Raw genomic sequence first — 14,186 nt, forward strand, 5'->3', positions numbered from 1 at the left:
ATTGTGAAAAAGACAATACACTTTTTGATAAGAATGGTTTGACCGGCTCTGGGCTTGATTGAAGTGCAACAAGATCGGCCTATAAGTAAAAAAGAGGCTCGGCGTTTTTTTCGCAGGCCTCTTTTGTGTCAGTAGCCAAATACCAGTGTTGTGCTCTGTGATCCGGCATATTTCGTGACAAATTCTTTTGTATACTGCGGCGTTTGGACACGGTAGCTATAGTTAGATCCGGGATTCCAGGAAGTAAGCGGAGAGGTTTGCTTGTTTAAAGACGGGTAGCTGCCTGTATCCTTGAAATAGCCAGTGCCCTTGTCATCGAGGATTCCGCCTTTTTCACTGCCTTTCCCAAAGTAGTTATATTCGGAATATATTTTTGCTTTTGTGGCAATGGTAATCGCTTGGTTAAAGTTGTTGCTGTAATTGTTTTTAACATGAAAGTATCCGTATCTCATGAGGCCCGGGCCTCTTACATACAAATTCTCAAAATAATTATTGGCGATTGTCATGTGGGGATAGCCGTCATATTGATGCTGTGAATCGTCAGGGTATCCCAAAATCAAACCGTATTTATGATTCGCGAATTTTGAGTTGCTGATTGTGATATAATCTGCTGATTTTCCGATATACAGGAGCTTGTCCAAATCACTTCCGCTTGCGCTATAGCTGTGGCCCGAAAATGTGACGTGGTCAATCCAATAGTTGATGCCGGAATCTAAATAAAGCTGGATATCATTATTTCCGTTAATCTGCGGACTGTGTTCAAACGTCAGATTTTGAAAAATGACGTTTCCAGAAGCAGATGAAGTTGTTAAATAAATATTTTTCAGCGTTTTTTTCGCGTAAGAGCCTACGAGTGTTTTATTTGAGCCAATGGTGACTGTTGTTTTCGAAGATGCGGAAAGATCATTCTGAAGAACTAAAATTTTCGGAGTTGATCCTCCTAGATGGTTTTTTAAATCATTAACGTTTTGAATGTAAACAATCTGGCCGTTTTTTCCGCCCGTTGTGCTCGCTTTAGAAATGCCTTTTTCATTTTTAGCATTTCCGGCAAATCCTAAAAGGCCATTCGTTGAGGTGTTTGGAAAATCGACAGCTCCAAACGCTTTTCCAGGCAAGAGAACCAAAAACAAACTAAACACGGCGAACCATAAACAAAATCGTTTCAGCATAATTTGCCCCTTTCAATTAATAAATTTCCTTGCGGAGATTATTATTACAGTTAATGGAATGGAATAATAGGTTCTATCTTCCTAATTAAAGCCGGGTTATTTCAAAATAAACAGATTTCGTTAAAAGACATACTATTAATTGAAATAGAAGAAGGGATTGATACATCGTTGACTGCAGCAGCTTATCGAAACACCTTGCTTTCACTTTTATGTTTAACAGCTGGAATCGTGGATGTAATCGGATATTTAAGTCTGGGGCATGTGTTTACAGCGAATATGACTGGAAATATTGTATTGTTGGGGTTAGCGATCGGCAAATCCCTTGAGGTCACAGTTTTTAATTCTTTGACCGCGCTAATCGGATTTATATGTGGCGTGATTATTTCAACACTGATGGTCGGAAAGGCAGAAAATACCCTGTGGCCTACTGCGGTGACAAAAGCGCTTGCGCTTGAAGCATTCATTTTGTTTGTCTTTGCTTGTCTTTCTTTTTATTCGGCTTTTGTTCCTGTATACATCCTTATTATTCTCATGAGCATATCGATGGGGATTCAAACAATAGCAGCTAAAAAGCTGGGGATCGCAGGTATTTCTTCAACTGTGTTGACGGGAACACTGGCTTCTCTTTTAGAGGATTTGTCCGGCCGTTTGTTTTTTAAGAAGCAGAAGAAGACATTTTTAAGAGATGCTGTGTTAAGAGCGCTGGCTATTATCTTATATTGTGTGGGGGCTATTATTGTGGCTTTCGCTGAGCCTGATTTTTATGACATCATTATTTGGGTTCCGATCGTGCTGATATTTGGCATCATGATGACAGCTAAGTTGAAACTGAGCGGGGAAAAATAACTTTTCCTCATACTGTTATCGGGCCAAAAACGCGTTTCATGTCCTTTTTTGCTATGCGAATTTTGCTCAGTAAATAAAATAAGAAATTCGGCTGATGTGCATACTCATTCATTCGTATTGGTTTTTTCATAAAACGCTTCCTTTGATATAGGAATGATAGTGATTATGTATGAAAACCATCTATGAATCTATTTCCTCTTTCAAACCAGATGAATTGAGTCTTATAATGATAATGATTCTCATTTAAAGTCTGGATTGAGGAGGTCATGTATGAAAAAGAAAATCAGTGCATTTGTTAGCGTGGTTTTGTTGATGATCCTTTGTTTTTCCCCGCAAGCTTCGGCGGCATATGACGACCTGCATGAAGGCTATGCAACGTATACAGGGTCGGGTTATTCAGGAGGAGCTTTCCTGCTGGATCCCATTCCTTCCGATATGGAGATTGCTGCAATCAATCCGGCAGATCTCAATTACGGGGGAGTGAAAGCGGCACTCGCAGGCTCTTATTTGGAAGTCGAGGGGCCAAAAGGAAAAACAATGGTCTACGTTACCGATCTGTATCCTGAAGGCGCTCAGGGAGCTCTTGATCTGTCACCTAATGCTTTCCGTAAAATCGGCAATATGAAAGATGGAAAAATCAATATCAAATGGCGTGTTGTCAAAGCCCCAATCACAGGGAATTTCACGTACAGGATCAAAGAAGGAAGCAGCAGGTGGTGGGCTGCAATCCAAGTCAGAAATCACAAGTATCCTGTTATGAAAATGGAATATGCTAAAGATGGAAAGTGGGTCAACATGGAAAAAATGGACTATAACCATTTTGTCAGTACCAATGTAGGGACAGGCTCTCTCAAAGTCAGAATGACGGACATCCGCGGAAAGGTTGTGAAAGACACCATTCCGAAGCTGCCTGAAAGCGGAACGTCCAATGCATATACAGTACCGGGCCATGTACAGTTTCCTGAATGAAAAATACGAAACAGCGGACCTTTTCCCGCTGTTTTTTCATTTTTAATATAAATAGTTATCAATCCTCAGCATCTGCATATAAAAATTTTTTAATCATGTTTACTTGCTGCTGCATTGGATAACTGGTATACAGTCTGCTTGAAATCCGAATCGGATCTCCGAAAAAGTATCTTTCGTAGTGAGTTTGCCTTGTTCCGAATGAACTCATGGTTAAATCCCACGCCAAACGGAAAATTCTCACACGCTCTTCAGCATTTGCATTGTTTGCTTGGAGGTATTGGTCAAGATCTTCCCGTATCTCTGAGTTAAACGCATTTTCTGTCGGCAGCGTCACCATTCCGCTAGCCCCAATTAATTGAATGATTTCCGTTAATCGGGGATATAGAGTAGAAATGACCGTACTGACGACTTGAAGCGGGATCAAACTGGGACGCATATACCCGCACTCATCTAACTGAGCGTCATTTTCTGATTTGTCAATGAGTGCTTTAATGGTTTCCAATCCCACAATGATTTCAGAGAGTTTTTCTTGTATATGCTGATATTCAGAAACATTAATCGTCTCGATCAGCATCTGCCCGACTCCTAATAGAAATTCAATTTTGATCATTTGCCTAATGGCGACCTGGTGAAAGGTAAAGGCATGAAAGGAGCTTTTTGTCATAAAATCTTTAGCTGCTTCCACATTATCATAAAAAAACACACGATCCCATGGCACTAACACGTGATCAAAAACAACGATTGAATCCATTTCTTCATATCTTGAGCTTAAGGGATGATTAAAGGCAGATTCGCTTACTACAAATGATTCTCGTGTGATGAATTTGAGGCCTTTTGTATTAGAGGGTATCGAAAAAGCATAAGCTTCATCTGTTTCAAAGAAAAATTTAGGTGCCGAAAAAACCAGAATTTCATCTGTTAACCCGCCTTGGGTTGCAAGAAGACGTGCGCCTTGTATAATTAAGCCTTTTTCAGTTCTATCGATAACTTTAGCAGATATCGGTTTTTCGCTGATCTCTAAATAAGACTGTGACCGGTTCACTTGGGGCGTAATGAAAGTATGGGTAAAGGAAAGATCATGCTTAGCAGCTTGCTTATACACGTCTAGTATATGTTCCGGAAAGCAATTCTCTTTACCTCTTAAAAGCTCTGCTGAAGATGCAAAGCTCATCATAACTGTATTCATGTAATCAGGACTTCTCCCCATCATCCCGTGAGTATGTCTGGCCCAATGTTCAATCATGTTCCTTCTTTTTCTCAAATCACTCTTGGTTTTAGGCTGAAGGTAAGAGAGACCGATAGGATCATGTTCTCCAGGAAGGCAATAAGTCATTTCATTCATGACCTCATCCTTCGTTTGCAAATCATAAAGCGAGCTTTTCGTTCTGATGATCCCTTTAAATGCAGGATGATCGGAAATATGCCCCGCTATTTTTTCGCCATCATACCATACTTCGTTTTCTAGTTTATTCAATCGGTCAATGAATTCTTTTCCATTGATGATCCCCATTTGACGTTTCCTCCTTCAAATAGCTGTGTATTGTCATTATATTTTCGAAAGAACAGCCTGTTCAGTCTATTTGAAATCGGAAAAGCCTTTTTTAGTATGCCTTAATAAAAGCAGTGAAAAAGAACAATTTGAAATACCTAAGTAGACAAGGCAGCAGATGTCTCGCGCGGTTTTTCTGCCATGTCCAGATATGCAAAAAATTGGATTGTTCATCATGCTGATAGCACTATAAACTTTATTAAACCTGTCGATATTATTGACATGGGTGTAAGTGAATTACACTTAAATGCTCGAACATTACATAGTGCAGAAAGGGAATCGACACATGAAAGTGAAAACAAAATTGCTGGGGATTATATCAATATTAGTTATTTCAATCATTGGAATTGGAGGCTCCTCAGTTTTTATGATTTCTTCTACTGTGAAAAAGAATGAAGAACTTAAAGACAAAATGGAATTCCAAAAAGAAATGAAACACATCCAATATCGATTGACCGGTTTATCAAATGATGAAAGAGGCTTTCTGATTACCGGAGACAAAGAATATGACGAGGGAATGAAGGAAAAAGCAGACGATGTCTTAAATAGCCTTGATCGGGTCAATGACTTGGTTGATGAAGAGAATGATCAATCAAATATTGAAGACATTAAGACAAGTTTCACTCAGTATAGAGCTTTAAATCAGCAAGTGGTAAAAGCCTACTCTTCGGATCCTAAAAAAGCAGAAACCATCCATTTTGGAGAAGAAAGAACGTTAAGAAAAGAAGTCCTAGATCCGGCTGTCGATAAGCTTTCTGACCATCTGGATCAAGAGGTCGAGGATCTAAAAGGTGAAATACGCGCCAATGGGGAAATGAGTCAATGGTTCATCGGCATTGTCACAGGGATATCAATTATGTTAGGCATTGTTTTAAGTTTATTGCTGTTAAAGTCTATTATGGTGCCATTGAGAAGCATGAATAAGCAGCTGGAGGAAATTGCCCACGGAGACGCTGATTTAACTAAAAAAGTCATTGTGAAAAATAAAGACGAATTTGGTCAGCTTGCTCAATCTTTCAATTCTTTTACCCAATCATTAACACAAATTGTGAAGCAGATCAGCAGTTCATCTGAACAAGTTGCCGCATCTTCCGAAGAATTATCGGCAAGCGCGGAAGAATCAAAATCAACTTCTGAGCATATTTCCGGAGCCATGCAGATGGCTGCAGACAGCAATGTAAAACAAAGCTCAATGACAGAAAAAAGTGCGGAATCCATTAGTGAATTATTAGACAGTCTCTCATCTGTTGCTTCAAATACAGGTAACATAGCGGATCTTTCTTCTTCGATGAGAGATAAAGCTGAAATAGGGTCTAAATCCGTTAACAAAATGTTAGAGCAGATGAAGTTCATTGATACATCTGTAGATTCAGCCGGCAATGGTTTGCAGGCATTGGTATCAAGCACAGCAGAAATCAGTGATATTTCTTCGCTTATCACAAATATATCCGAGCAGACAAATTTGTTGGCCTTGAATGCAGCGATCGAGGCGGCCAGAGCCGGAGAGCAAGGAAAAGGTTTTGCTGTGGTGGCCGAAGAAGTTCGGAAATTGGCCGATGAAACAAATAAATCTGCCAATCACATCCAATCGGTGGTAACAACCATCCAAAATGAATCAGTTGAAACGGTGAATAATATCAAAGTTGTTCAAGAAAATGTAAGCTCAGGTATTGTTCTTTCTCAAGAGACAACAGGGAATTTCAATGAAATATTGAACCTTGTGGAACAAGTCGCTTCACAAATACAAGAAGTGGCAGCGGCAACTCAACAGCTTACATCCGGCGTTGAAGTGATTCAGCATACAGTTCATACATTGGCCGCTGGCACAAAGGAAACGTCAGCAAATACAGAAGCGGTTGCGAAGTCATCACAGGAACAGCTCAATTCAATGGAGGAAATCTCCTATGCTGCTGAATCTCTATCCCAGTTGGCGGAAGAACTTCAAACCGTCATTAATCGTTTTAAATATTAATTAGGTTGCATTTCTTTAAACCCCATCTTATTCGGTGGGGTTTTATGTTTATGAGGGAGCTGATTTGGGGATCGTCATTTTCATTGTGATTGTTTCTTCAAACGGAGCTGACTTGCTTTTTAAAGTTAGCTCCGTTTGAATGACTAGTCCAAATTTTGATCAATCGTTCCTTCAAAATAGTCATCACTGACTTGTTCATGAGTTTCAGCCAATCCTTTTTCCAATTGCGTGGTTCCTTTATAATCGGAAGGTTCGAAAAATCTTCCAGCAACTTCCGTGGTGTCATTTATGTTTTCTTTATTATGAGTGTGGTTTTCAGTTTTTACATTCTCTGTCTTATCACCTGCGTTTAAAGACTGCTGAAAATCATACTCCTTGTCTAATGAAGAATATCTTTTGTAGTCATCCGGTCTGTCTGCTCCATTTTTTTGCGTCACTTTACTCACTCCAGATTGTTGAAATTTTATCGTGTCATACGGGATTCATGCAAAAACTTATCTTGTTCTTTTAGGATCAGAACCATGTTTTTTAGGATCATCTGCTTTAAAAGCTGTCTCAGTCTCATGGTCATTTCTTATTTGTTCAATACTTGAATTTTGAATTCCTTTTTTACTCATAGGTTTCACTCCTTTACGAAAAGTGTTGAATATCAACTCTTCTTATTCTGTCAGTTAGGCAGGTATTCATTCGCTTTTTTTCGTTGACTCTTTCTCATTTAGGCAAGAGAGTCAATTTCATGCCAGTCGTATTTTTTAATATAGGCAAAGGTCATTTTTGAAGCCTTTCGTTAGTACTGTATATGAATAGGCTGTATAAAGGTGGGGAACTGCTGAGTAATAGAAGGGGAAAAAAAGAACAAAAACGCATCATATTATTTTGTGACATTATGGCTATCTAGCCTTTCCTTTAGTTTGTTTTTCGGATTTTATTTTTTCATCAGTTATCGCATGCCGATGATTACCTTATTCACAGGAGCACTTGCTTTATTATATGATTTTTTTCTGTTTGGGATTTTTGCTTTTATCGCTGTATGCATCTGCAGTAATTTACTGGTTTTGGGATTCTATGATCCTTTATAAACGTGTACAGCTCATCGGTGTCTAAAGTGAATCAGGTTCAAATTTTAAAAAGGAGAGACACTGTGTAAAAAATGATATCAATGCCTAAATAAATGTTTTGATGAGTGGCATTCTTACTTATCATAAGAGGAGAAATTGAAGATAAATATGATGAAAGATGTATGAAATGAGAGAAAGCTGTCTATACAGCTGAACTGAGAAGAGCGTGTCTAATGAATCTCGCTCTCCTCAAGTTTTGTTTTATTCACCCTGATGTTTCTCAACTAATGTGAATGTCCAATCTTTTAACAAATGTTTTTGTACATACCTTTTTCCGTTTACTTCAATGTAAGGAAGGTCTTTCGTGTCTCCGGCTAACTGTTTTGCCTCTGCTGTCGTGATTCCTAAAAAATATCCGATGTAATAGTAAATATCTCGTTCTTTTATAAGCAAGGTATCACTTTTTTCATATGCTTTTGGATGATTCATTTGCTTTAAACCTTCACCGATAAAATATCCAGCCAAAGCAATACCTATTCCTAAAAAAACGTCCATATGCATGCCTCCATTATGTCGATGTTAGGTTATACGAGCTGAGCATACGCCAGGTTTCATTTTTTAACCAAAAAACCGCCAGAATGTGCTCTGACGGTTTCTTTTAAGCCTTTTCTATTTGCACGCGGCCTGAAAAAAAGGTTGCGCCGCCGCCCATATCGGATAAGCGGTCTGGGGTAAGCGCGTTGACGAGTTGTTTTTTTCCCGGTTCATCCGCCCATAATCCTTGGCTGACTACGACACCTGGCAGCACTTGTTCTCCGACTGCAGCGGCCAGTTCACATTCTCCCCGGCTGTTCCAAATTCGTACAGGGTCTCCATCAACGATTCCGTATTTTTCAGCATCAGTTATGTTAATAAAGAGCTTTGGCGTCTTTTCAAGCTTAATGTGCTTTGCATTGTTGGAAAACGTTGAGTTTAAGAAATTATGGTTTGGCCCCGGAACATACATAAACGGATGTTCGTCATCGCTTGCAAGAGGCGTATGTGTCGGTAAAGCCGGGAAACCGTCTTGCATCATTTTTTCTGAATATAATTCTATTTTTCCGCTTGGAGTCGGAAGTTCGGATGGAAACAGCGGCTTTTCGCGTTTCGCTTTCATAAATGAATGCTTACTTAGTGAATCGTAATCAATCTCCGCCAAATACGGATTATCTGGATGGTCAAGCGCCTGACGGATTAATTCTTCATCTGAATCTTTGAGCTCCTGGTCTGTGAATCCCATTGCTTCAGCCAGTAATCGGAATACCTCAGTGTTTGATTTGCTTTCTCCATATCTCTCAATCACCGGCTGCTGAAGCTGAATGTAATGATGCCAGTAGGAAGTATAAAAATCAGTATTTTCAAAAGCTGATGTCGCAGGCAGTACAATGTCCGCATATGCAGCCGTTTCCGTCAAAAACAAATCATGAACCACAGTAAACAAGTCTTCCCGTAGTAAGCCCTGCCTGACTTTGTTCGCTTCTGGCGCGACAACGGCAGGATTCGTCCCGTAAATAAAAAGAGAGCGAATAGGCGGATCTGGTTCCAAAAGCACTTTGCCAAGCTGATTCATATTAAACGATCTCGACGTGCGCCCTTTCAGTAAATCAGGCCGCTGCAAGGCATTCGTGTTATATTCTAAAATGCCGCTGTTATGTTTTATTGCGCCGCCCCCTGTGTGGAGCCATTGGCCGGTGATCGCCGGAAGACAGGCAATCGTCCGTACAATCATCCCGCCGTTATCATGATGCTGGAGTCCGTTTCCGATTCTGATAAAAGAAGGGGAGGTTTCGCCGTACATTCTTGACAGCTGGTATATATCGTCGATGCTGACACCGGTGATCAGCGATACCTTTTCCGGATCATACTGTTTCACGTGTTCACGGAGCTCTTCATAGCCGACCGTGTATTTAGACAGAAATGCTTCATCATGAAAATTCTCTTTAAATAAAATGTGCATAATGCCAAGGGCCAGTGCGCTGTCGGTTCCGGGTTTTATAGGAATAAACCAATCTGCGAGACGCCCTGTTTGATTTTTATGCACATCAATCACGACAATTTTGGCCCCTTGTTTTCGAGCTTTTTGGGCAATTGTGATTTGGTGCATGTTTGTGCTGACCGCGTTGATTCCCCAAAAAATAAATAGTTTCGTATGAATGGTTTCCTCGGGATCGGTTCCCGCACTTATACCCATTGTATATTTATAGCCCTCAGATCCCGCTTTGCTGCAAATCGTCCGTTCAAGCTGGCTTGAGCCCAGACGATAAAAGAAGCGGCGGTCCATTCCTTCAGCTGTTAATTTGCCCATATTTCCGTAAAAGCTGTAAGGAAGTATGCTTTCAGCTCCCTCTTTATCAATCAGCTGTTTCCAGCGTGAGGTGATGGTATCGATCGCCTCCTCCCAAGAAATCGGTTCAAATGTTGCCCCGCCTTTCGCACCTGTTCGTTTGAGCGGTGTCGTCAGCCGCTTTTCATCATAGATGCGCTCCGTCATGTTTCGAACTTTGTTGCATATGTTTCCGGCGGTCACAGGATGATCGGGATCACCTTGCACTTTCACAATTTTTCCGTCTTTTTTATGTATTAACAATCCGCACTGATCCGGGCAGTCCAGCGAGCAAACCGATTTGAAAATGCCGTTTTGTTGTGTGGCGAAAGATTTCATGGCCCAGTTCCTCTCTTAGATATTTTGTAAGAATTATAACATTTTGGATGATAACGTCAATTCTGAAAAATGTGATTGACATCCAATCTGAGACTTCTTTATGATACACGAATTCTTCATTCTGAAAATGACATACTCTACATTTTCTATCCAGAGAGGCGGAGGGACTGGCCCTATGAAACCTCGGTCACATTATTGTGCCAATTCCAGCAAGCGTCAGCTTGAAGTATAAGAAAGCAAGGTTTATACCGGCGTCTGACTGTAACAGGGCGTGCCTATATGAATCTCTTTCCATCTTCGGAAAGAGATTTTTTTATGGGGAAAATTGATGAAAAGGATGTTTTGCACCTTGACTGTTTTGGTTACAGTTCCGTACAACGAAGAAGGACGAAATGCATTCATATACCTGAGGAAAAAGCAGTGCAGGAGGAAACGTCTCCTCAATATGCTTCTTAATCAGAAAGCGCCCTGTTACAGGGGCGCTTTTCGTCATTTGTTCGGTAATGCAAGGATCACCGATACGAAATGCTTCTGAATTGTCGAGAGAGATGTAGAACTTCACTGAAAAATATTAGACAACATGTTGACAATATACAGAGAAATGTTATGGTGTTAAAGACAATATAATGTCTTTTTAGGAGGGGCATCGTGGATTATTCTAAAGAATTGAAAGATTTATTTTTAATGCAGCAGTCTTACGCTACACTTTTTTCTGTTTTAAACAAAATTCAATCAAGCGGGGATGATTATTATGAGAGCTTAACGTCAAGACAATTTATGACGATGGTTGCCATCATGCATTTACCAGAAGAGGAAACGACATTCAACAACATTGCAAAAAAATTAGGCACTTCAAAACAAAACATCAACAGGCTTGTCAGCGGTATTGAAAAAAAAGGTTATGTCACCACTGTGCCAAGTAAACGCGACAAGCGAGCTGTTAATGTGAAGATTACCGATTCAGGAAAACGTGTCACAGAGGCATGCGGTGAAAAAGCGGTGTACTTTATGGCAGATCTATTTAAAGGGTTTTCTACAGAAGAGCTGGAAACATTATGGATTTTATTGAAGAAGCTATACAGTTTTGATGGAGAAGAACAGGATGGTTTTGAAGAAGACGTTGCTGATTTTGACATTGAACAAAACCGGGATCATTTGAAAACAAATTTATTGCAGGAATTCGCAAAACGGAGAAAGTAAAAAGGAGAAATGTATGAACAACGTGGCGGCAGTAAAAGAGTTGAAAATGCAGTATGGAAACAAAACGGCGGTAGATGGGATTTCGTTTGAAGTGAGAGAGGGGGAAGTTCTCGGCTTACTAGGTCCAAATGGTGCAGGAAAAAGCACTGCCATTCATATATTATCCGGGGTATTGTCGGCCAGTTCCGGAAACGTTACGATATTGGGCCATAATGTAAAAAAAGGTCAAAGGAAATGAAGAAAGGCATCGGAATTGTTCCTCAAGATATCGCGATTTATGAGGAGATTTCCGCAGAGAAGAATGTTCGTTTTTTTGCGAGTCTTTATTCTCTTAAAGGAGAAGAACTGAAAGCCCGGGTAAAAGAGGCTTTGGAGCTCGTACAGCTATATGACCGGAAAGATGACAAGCCTAAGACGTTTTCGGGCGGGATGAAAAGAAGATTAAACATTGCGTGTGCCATTGCCCATCAGCCGAAATTGATTATCATGGATGAGCCCACCGTAGGAATCGATCCGCAATCCCGGCATCACATTTTAGAATCAATAAAAGAGCTGAGAACAAGAGGTGCGAGCATTATTTACTCGACACACTATATGGAAGAAGTCGAGGCCATTTCAGATCGCATTATCATCATGAATGAAGGGAAAATCATAGCCAATGGAACAAAAGAAGAGTTATACAGAGAAGTGAATAAAGAAATAATATATGCTTTTCAGTTGGCGCATGTTCAGCCATTAAATAAAAACTCAATTAGGGAAATCAAAGGAGTGACAGAAGTGGATTTCTCTGACCATCAACTAAAAGTGACCGTTCAGCAAAACCAGGATCACCTGAGTGAGATCATAGCAGAATTGAGTGCCCAAGGCTGTAGCATCCTAAGCATGAACAAACAAGAGGCGTCGTTAGAAACAGTATTTTTAGAGCTGACGGGAAGAAATTTAAGAGATTAGGTGAGCAAAATGAGTTTGTTAAAATTGATAACATTCGATTTTATGAATATTGTAAGGAATCCGGTTCTTGTGATTGCCAATACGGCTTTTCCTTTCGTTCTCATTATGGTCATGGGCTTTGTGACGAAAAACAGCTTTGGAGCCGACGGTGTCAGTTCGTACGATTATTACGGAGTGAATATGGTGATTTTCGCCGCGGCTTTGATCGCGATGACGGCCTCTAATACGTTTATGGAGGAAAAGGTGAAGAAAGCGAATATTCGCATTGTGTATGCGCCAGTTTCGACAACTAGTATTTATTTTTCTAAATTACTCTCAACCTGGATATTCAGTGTCATCGTGTACAGTGTGAATGTGTTGATTGCCCAAACAATTTTCGATTTGAACTTTGGAGGACAGTACCTGTCGTATTTCATGCTCTTATTGTATGTATTTTTATTTTTTGGCTGCTGTTTTGGTACAATGTTTTGCTGTTTGTTCAAAAATGAAGAACAGGCGAACGGGATCATGCAAATTCCGATAGCTTTTTTTGTTTTCTTTGGCGGTGTATTTTTCGGGATTCACAGATTTGGAGATACAGTCAATAACATATCACTTTTTTCTCCGGTTAAATGGGTAACAGAATGTTCATTTCGCCTCATTTATGATCACGATTTCAGTATGCTGCTGCCTGTTTTGTCAGGATTATTATTTGCTTCAATCATTTGTATTGCCGTTTCGCATGTTGTATTTAAGCCGGAGGGATATGTATGCTGAGTTTATTTCAAAACAGGTGGGAGCGAATCCTCACCAAAAAAGCCATTATCATCCTTGCAGTGATCATCATCCCTCTGATGATTGGCGTTGCGATTATGTTTTCCGGTAAGCCGGTTTTCAAAGAAACAATCGCTTTTGTAACAGAGCAGGGCGACGTCCAGTATATGCCGAGTGATTCTGCATTTAGAGTGGTGGCGGTGCATCAGAAGCCGAAGTTTTCTGATCTGGTGTTAGGGAAATATGCGGCTATCGTTGAAAAAAATCAACGCGAATACAAAGTGACCACTTTGAAAAGCAAAGCGGATCAAAAAATGATTCAGCAATTTTTTGAGACTGGCAAAATGCCAGGCAGCTACCGGGGAGAGGATGATTTAAGGACTGAACGGGGAACAGGAACGAATATATTAGGCTTTACCGTAATGCTTGTCTTGATGCAAGGTGTGGCATTAGCTTCGTTATATCCAGAAGATCGGATGCTCAAAACCTTCAGAAGGATTTTAGTGTCTCCCGTACATGTGGGGAAATATTTGCTTGTTCAGTTTATCTTTACGTTTTTATGTTTATACATACCCACTTACTTGGCCATCGTGATTACAAATGTACTTTTTCATGCTGAAATTGGTTTCCGTTTGGATATTCTTGCTGGGTTACTGGGTATTCTTACAGTGCTTGCAACAGCATTCGCTATCTTTATGGCTTCAGTGATGGAGCGAAACATCAGTTTGATGGCAAGCGGTATCAGTGTGGTCACGTGTGTATTGTCAGGCTGTTTTATTTCGTTTGCTCCGCATCATCCATTATTGAATGGCCTTTGTGCGATACTGCCGCAAAAAGCGTATATGACTTTCATTCACGGGGTAGAAATGGGGCATACAGTGTGGGAATATAAAACTCTGGTTGTCTATATTTTGATGTGGTCAGCTGTGTTTTGTTTCCTTGGAGGTTTTATTACAAGAAAAAGGGTCAATAAAGGAATTTATGAATAGGGGAGAAAGAACAAGAGATGCATAGGAAG

General features: G+C 40.2%; 13 protein-coding genes, 2 pseudogenes and 1 riboswitch. Of the genes and pseudogenes, 9 read left to right on the plus strand and 6 right to left on the minus strand.

Features of this window, described 5'->3' with window-relative positions; all coding sequences use genetic code 11:
- Positions 1-128: 128 nt before the first annotated feature.
- Complete coding sequence (locus tag JMN17_RS04600) at positions 129-1,166, minus strand: polysaccharide lyase family 1 protein (RefSeq protein WP_087991916.1); 1,038 nt, start codon at positions 1,164-1,166, stop codon at positions 129-131.
- Positions 1,167-1,337: 171 nt separating this feature from the next.
- Between JMN17_RS04600 and JMN17_RS04605 the strand changes: the two genes are divergently transcribed.
- Complete coding sequence (locus tag JMN17_RS04605; RefSeq protein ID WP_087991886.1) at positions 1,338-2,015, plus strand: YoaK family protein; 678 nt, start codon at positions 1,338-1,340, stop codon at positions 2,013-2,015.
- Positions 2,016-2,285: 270 nt separating this feature from the next.
- Positions 2,286-2,984 (plus strand): expansin ExlX, encoded by a 699-nt coding sequence (gene exlX / locus JMN17_RS04610; RefSeq protein ID WP_087991887.1) that lies wholly within the window; start codon positions 2,286-2,288, stop codon positions 2,982-2,984.
- Between the two features lie 58 nt (positions 2,985-3,042).
- Here exlX and hpaB read toward each other — a convergent pair whose 3' ends face one another.
- Positions 3,043-4,494, minus strand: a complete 1,452-nt coding sequence (gene hpaB / locus JMN17_RS04615; protein ID WP_087991888.1) for a 4-hydroxyphenylacetate 3-monooxygenase, oxygenase component — start codon at positions 4,492-4,494, stop codon at positions 3,043-3,045.
- Positions 4,495-4,819: 325 nt separating this feature from the next.
- On the opposite strand from hpaB, the gene JMN17_RS04620 reads away from it, so the two are divergent.
- Positions 4,820-6,505 carry a methyl-accepting chemotaxis protein gene (locus tag JMN17_RS04620; RefSeq protein WP_087991889.1) on the plus strand — a complete coding sequence of 562 codons (1,686 nt, stop codon included), beginning with the start codon at positions 4,820-4,822 and terminating at the stop codon, positions 6,503-6,505.
- Positions 6,506-6,648: 143 nt separating this feature from the next.
- Here JMN17_RS04620 and JMN17_RS04625 read toward each other — a convergent pair whose 3' ends face one another.
- Complete coding sequence (locus tag JMN17_RS04625; RefSeq protein WP_087991890.1) at positions 6,649-6,942, minus strand: YozQ family protein; 294 nt, start codon at positions 6,940-6,942, stop codon at positions 6,649-6,651.
- Between the two features lie 57 nt (positions 6,943-6,999).
- Complete coding sequence (locus JMN17_RS04630; protein WP_087991891.1) at positions 7,000-7,122, minus strand: biofilm-forming protein; 123 nt, start codon at positions 7,120-7,122, stop codon at positions 7,000-7,002.
- A gap of 261 nt (positions 7,123-7,383) precedes the next feature.
- Between JMN17_RS04630 and JMN17_RS22090 the strand changes: the two genes are divergently transcribed.
- A complete protein-coding gene (locus JMN17_RS22090; RefSeq protein WP_445291674.1) occupies positions 7,384-7,584 on the plus strand; it encodes a UPF0715 family protein in 201 nt (66 codons plus the stop codon).
- Positions 7,585-7,824: 240 nt separating this feature from the next.
- On the opposite strand, the gene JMN17_RS04635 is transcribed toward JMN17_RS22090, so the two are convergent.
- Together JMN17_RS04635 and JMN17_RS04640 are read right to left on the minus strand one after the other, a co-directional pair.
- Entirely contained in the window at positions 7,825-8,118 is a 294-nt protein-coding gene (locus JMN17_RS04635; protein ID WP_087991892.1) for a hypothetical protein, read from the minus strand.
- 103 nt (positions 8,119-8,221) lie between these two features.
- Positions 8,222-10,264, minus strand: a complete 2,043-nt coding sequence (locus tag JMN17_RS04640; RefSeq protein ID WP_087991893.1) for a molybdopterin oxidoreductase family protein — start codon at positions 10,262-10,264, stop codon at positions 8,222-8,224.
- 143 nt (positions 10,265-10,407) lie between these two features.
- Positions 10,408-10,499: riboswitch (SAM riboswitch) on the plus strand.
- Between the two features lie 152 nt (positions 10,500-10,651).
- Between JMN17_RS04640 and JMN17_RS21655 the strand changes: the two are divergent.
- The 5 genes and pseudogenes from JMN17_RS21655 to JMN17_RS04660 all read left to right on the plus strand — a co-directional run.
- Positions 10,652-10,720, plus strand: a pseudogene (locus JMN17_RS21655) (hypothetical protein); the annotation flags it as partial.
- A gap of 192 nt (positions 10,721-10,912) precedes the next feature.
- On the plus strand, positions 10,913-11,464 hold the full coding sequence (locus JMN17_RS04645; protein ID WP_087991894.1) for a MarR family winged helix-turn-helix transcriptional regulator: 552 nt from the start codon (positions 10,913-10,915) through the stop codon (positions 11,462-11,464).
- Between the two features lie 13 nt (positions 11,465-11,477).
- Positions 11,478-12,415: pseudogene (locus JMN17_RS04650) on the plus strand (ATP-binding cassette domain-containing protein).
- A 9-nt stretch (positions 12,416-12,424) separates the two neighbouring features.
- The gene (locus JMN17_RS04655; protein ID WP_087991896.1) at positions 12,425-13,171 is read left to right on the plus strand and encodes an ABC transporter permease; all 747 of its coding nucleotides are present in this window, start codon (positions 12,425-12,427) and stop codon (positions 13,169-13,171) included.
- Positions 13,165-14,157 (plus strand): ABC transporter permease, encoded by a 993-nt coding sequence (locus tag JMN17_RS04660; RefSeq protein WP_087991897.1) that lies wholly within the window; start codon positions 13,165-13,167, stop codon positions 14,155-14,157. The genes JMN17_RS04655 and JMN17_RS04660 overlap by 7 nt, the downstream gene beginning before the upstream one ends.
- Positions 14,158-14,186: the final 29 nt, after the last annotated feature.

Source organism: Bacillus sp. RHFS10 (genome assembly GCF_016757475.1).
In the GTDB taxonomy this organism is placed as follows: Bacteria; Bacillota; Bacilli; order Bacillales; family Bacillaceae; genus Bacillus; species Bacillus subtilis_G.

Bases quoted from the DNA above. Each gene is read 5' to 3' on its own strand.
- JMN17_RS04655 (WP_087991896.1), top strand. From the start codon at position 12,425: ATGAGTTTGTTAAAATTGATAACATTCGATTTTATGAATATTGTAAGG.
- JMN17_RS04620 (WP_087991889.1), top strand. From the start codon at position 4,820: ATGAAAGTGAAAACAAAATTGCTGGGGATTATATCAATATTAGTTATT.
- JMN17_RS04635 (WP_087991892.1), bottom strand. From the start codon at position 8,118: ATGGACGTTTTTTTAGGAATAGGTATTGCTTTGGCTGGATATTTTATC.
- hpaB (WP_087991888.1), bottom strand. From the start codon at position 4,494: ATGGGGATCATCAATGGAAAAGAATTCATTGACCGATTGAATAAACTA.
- JMN17_RS04640 (WP_087991893.1), bottom strand. From the start codon at position 10,264: ATGAAATCTTTCGCCACACAACAAAACGGCATTTTCAAATCGGTTTGC.
- JMN17_RS04630 (WP_087991891.1), bottom strand. From the start codon at position 7,122: ATGAGTAAAAAAGGAATTCAAAATTCAAGTATTGAACAAATAAGAAAT.
- JMN17_RS04660 (WP_087991897.1), top strand. From the start codon at position 13,165: ATGCTGAGTTTATTTCAAAACAGGTGGGAGCGAATCCTCACCAAAAAA.
- exlX (WP_087991887.1), top strand. From the start codon at position 2,286: ATGAAAAAGAAAATCAGTGCATTTGTTAGCGTGGTTTTGTTGATGATC.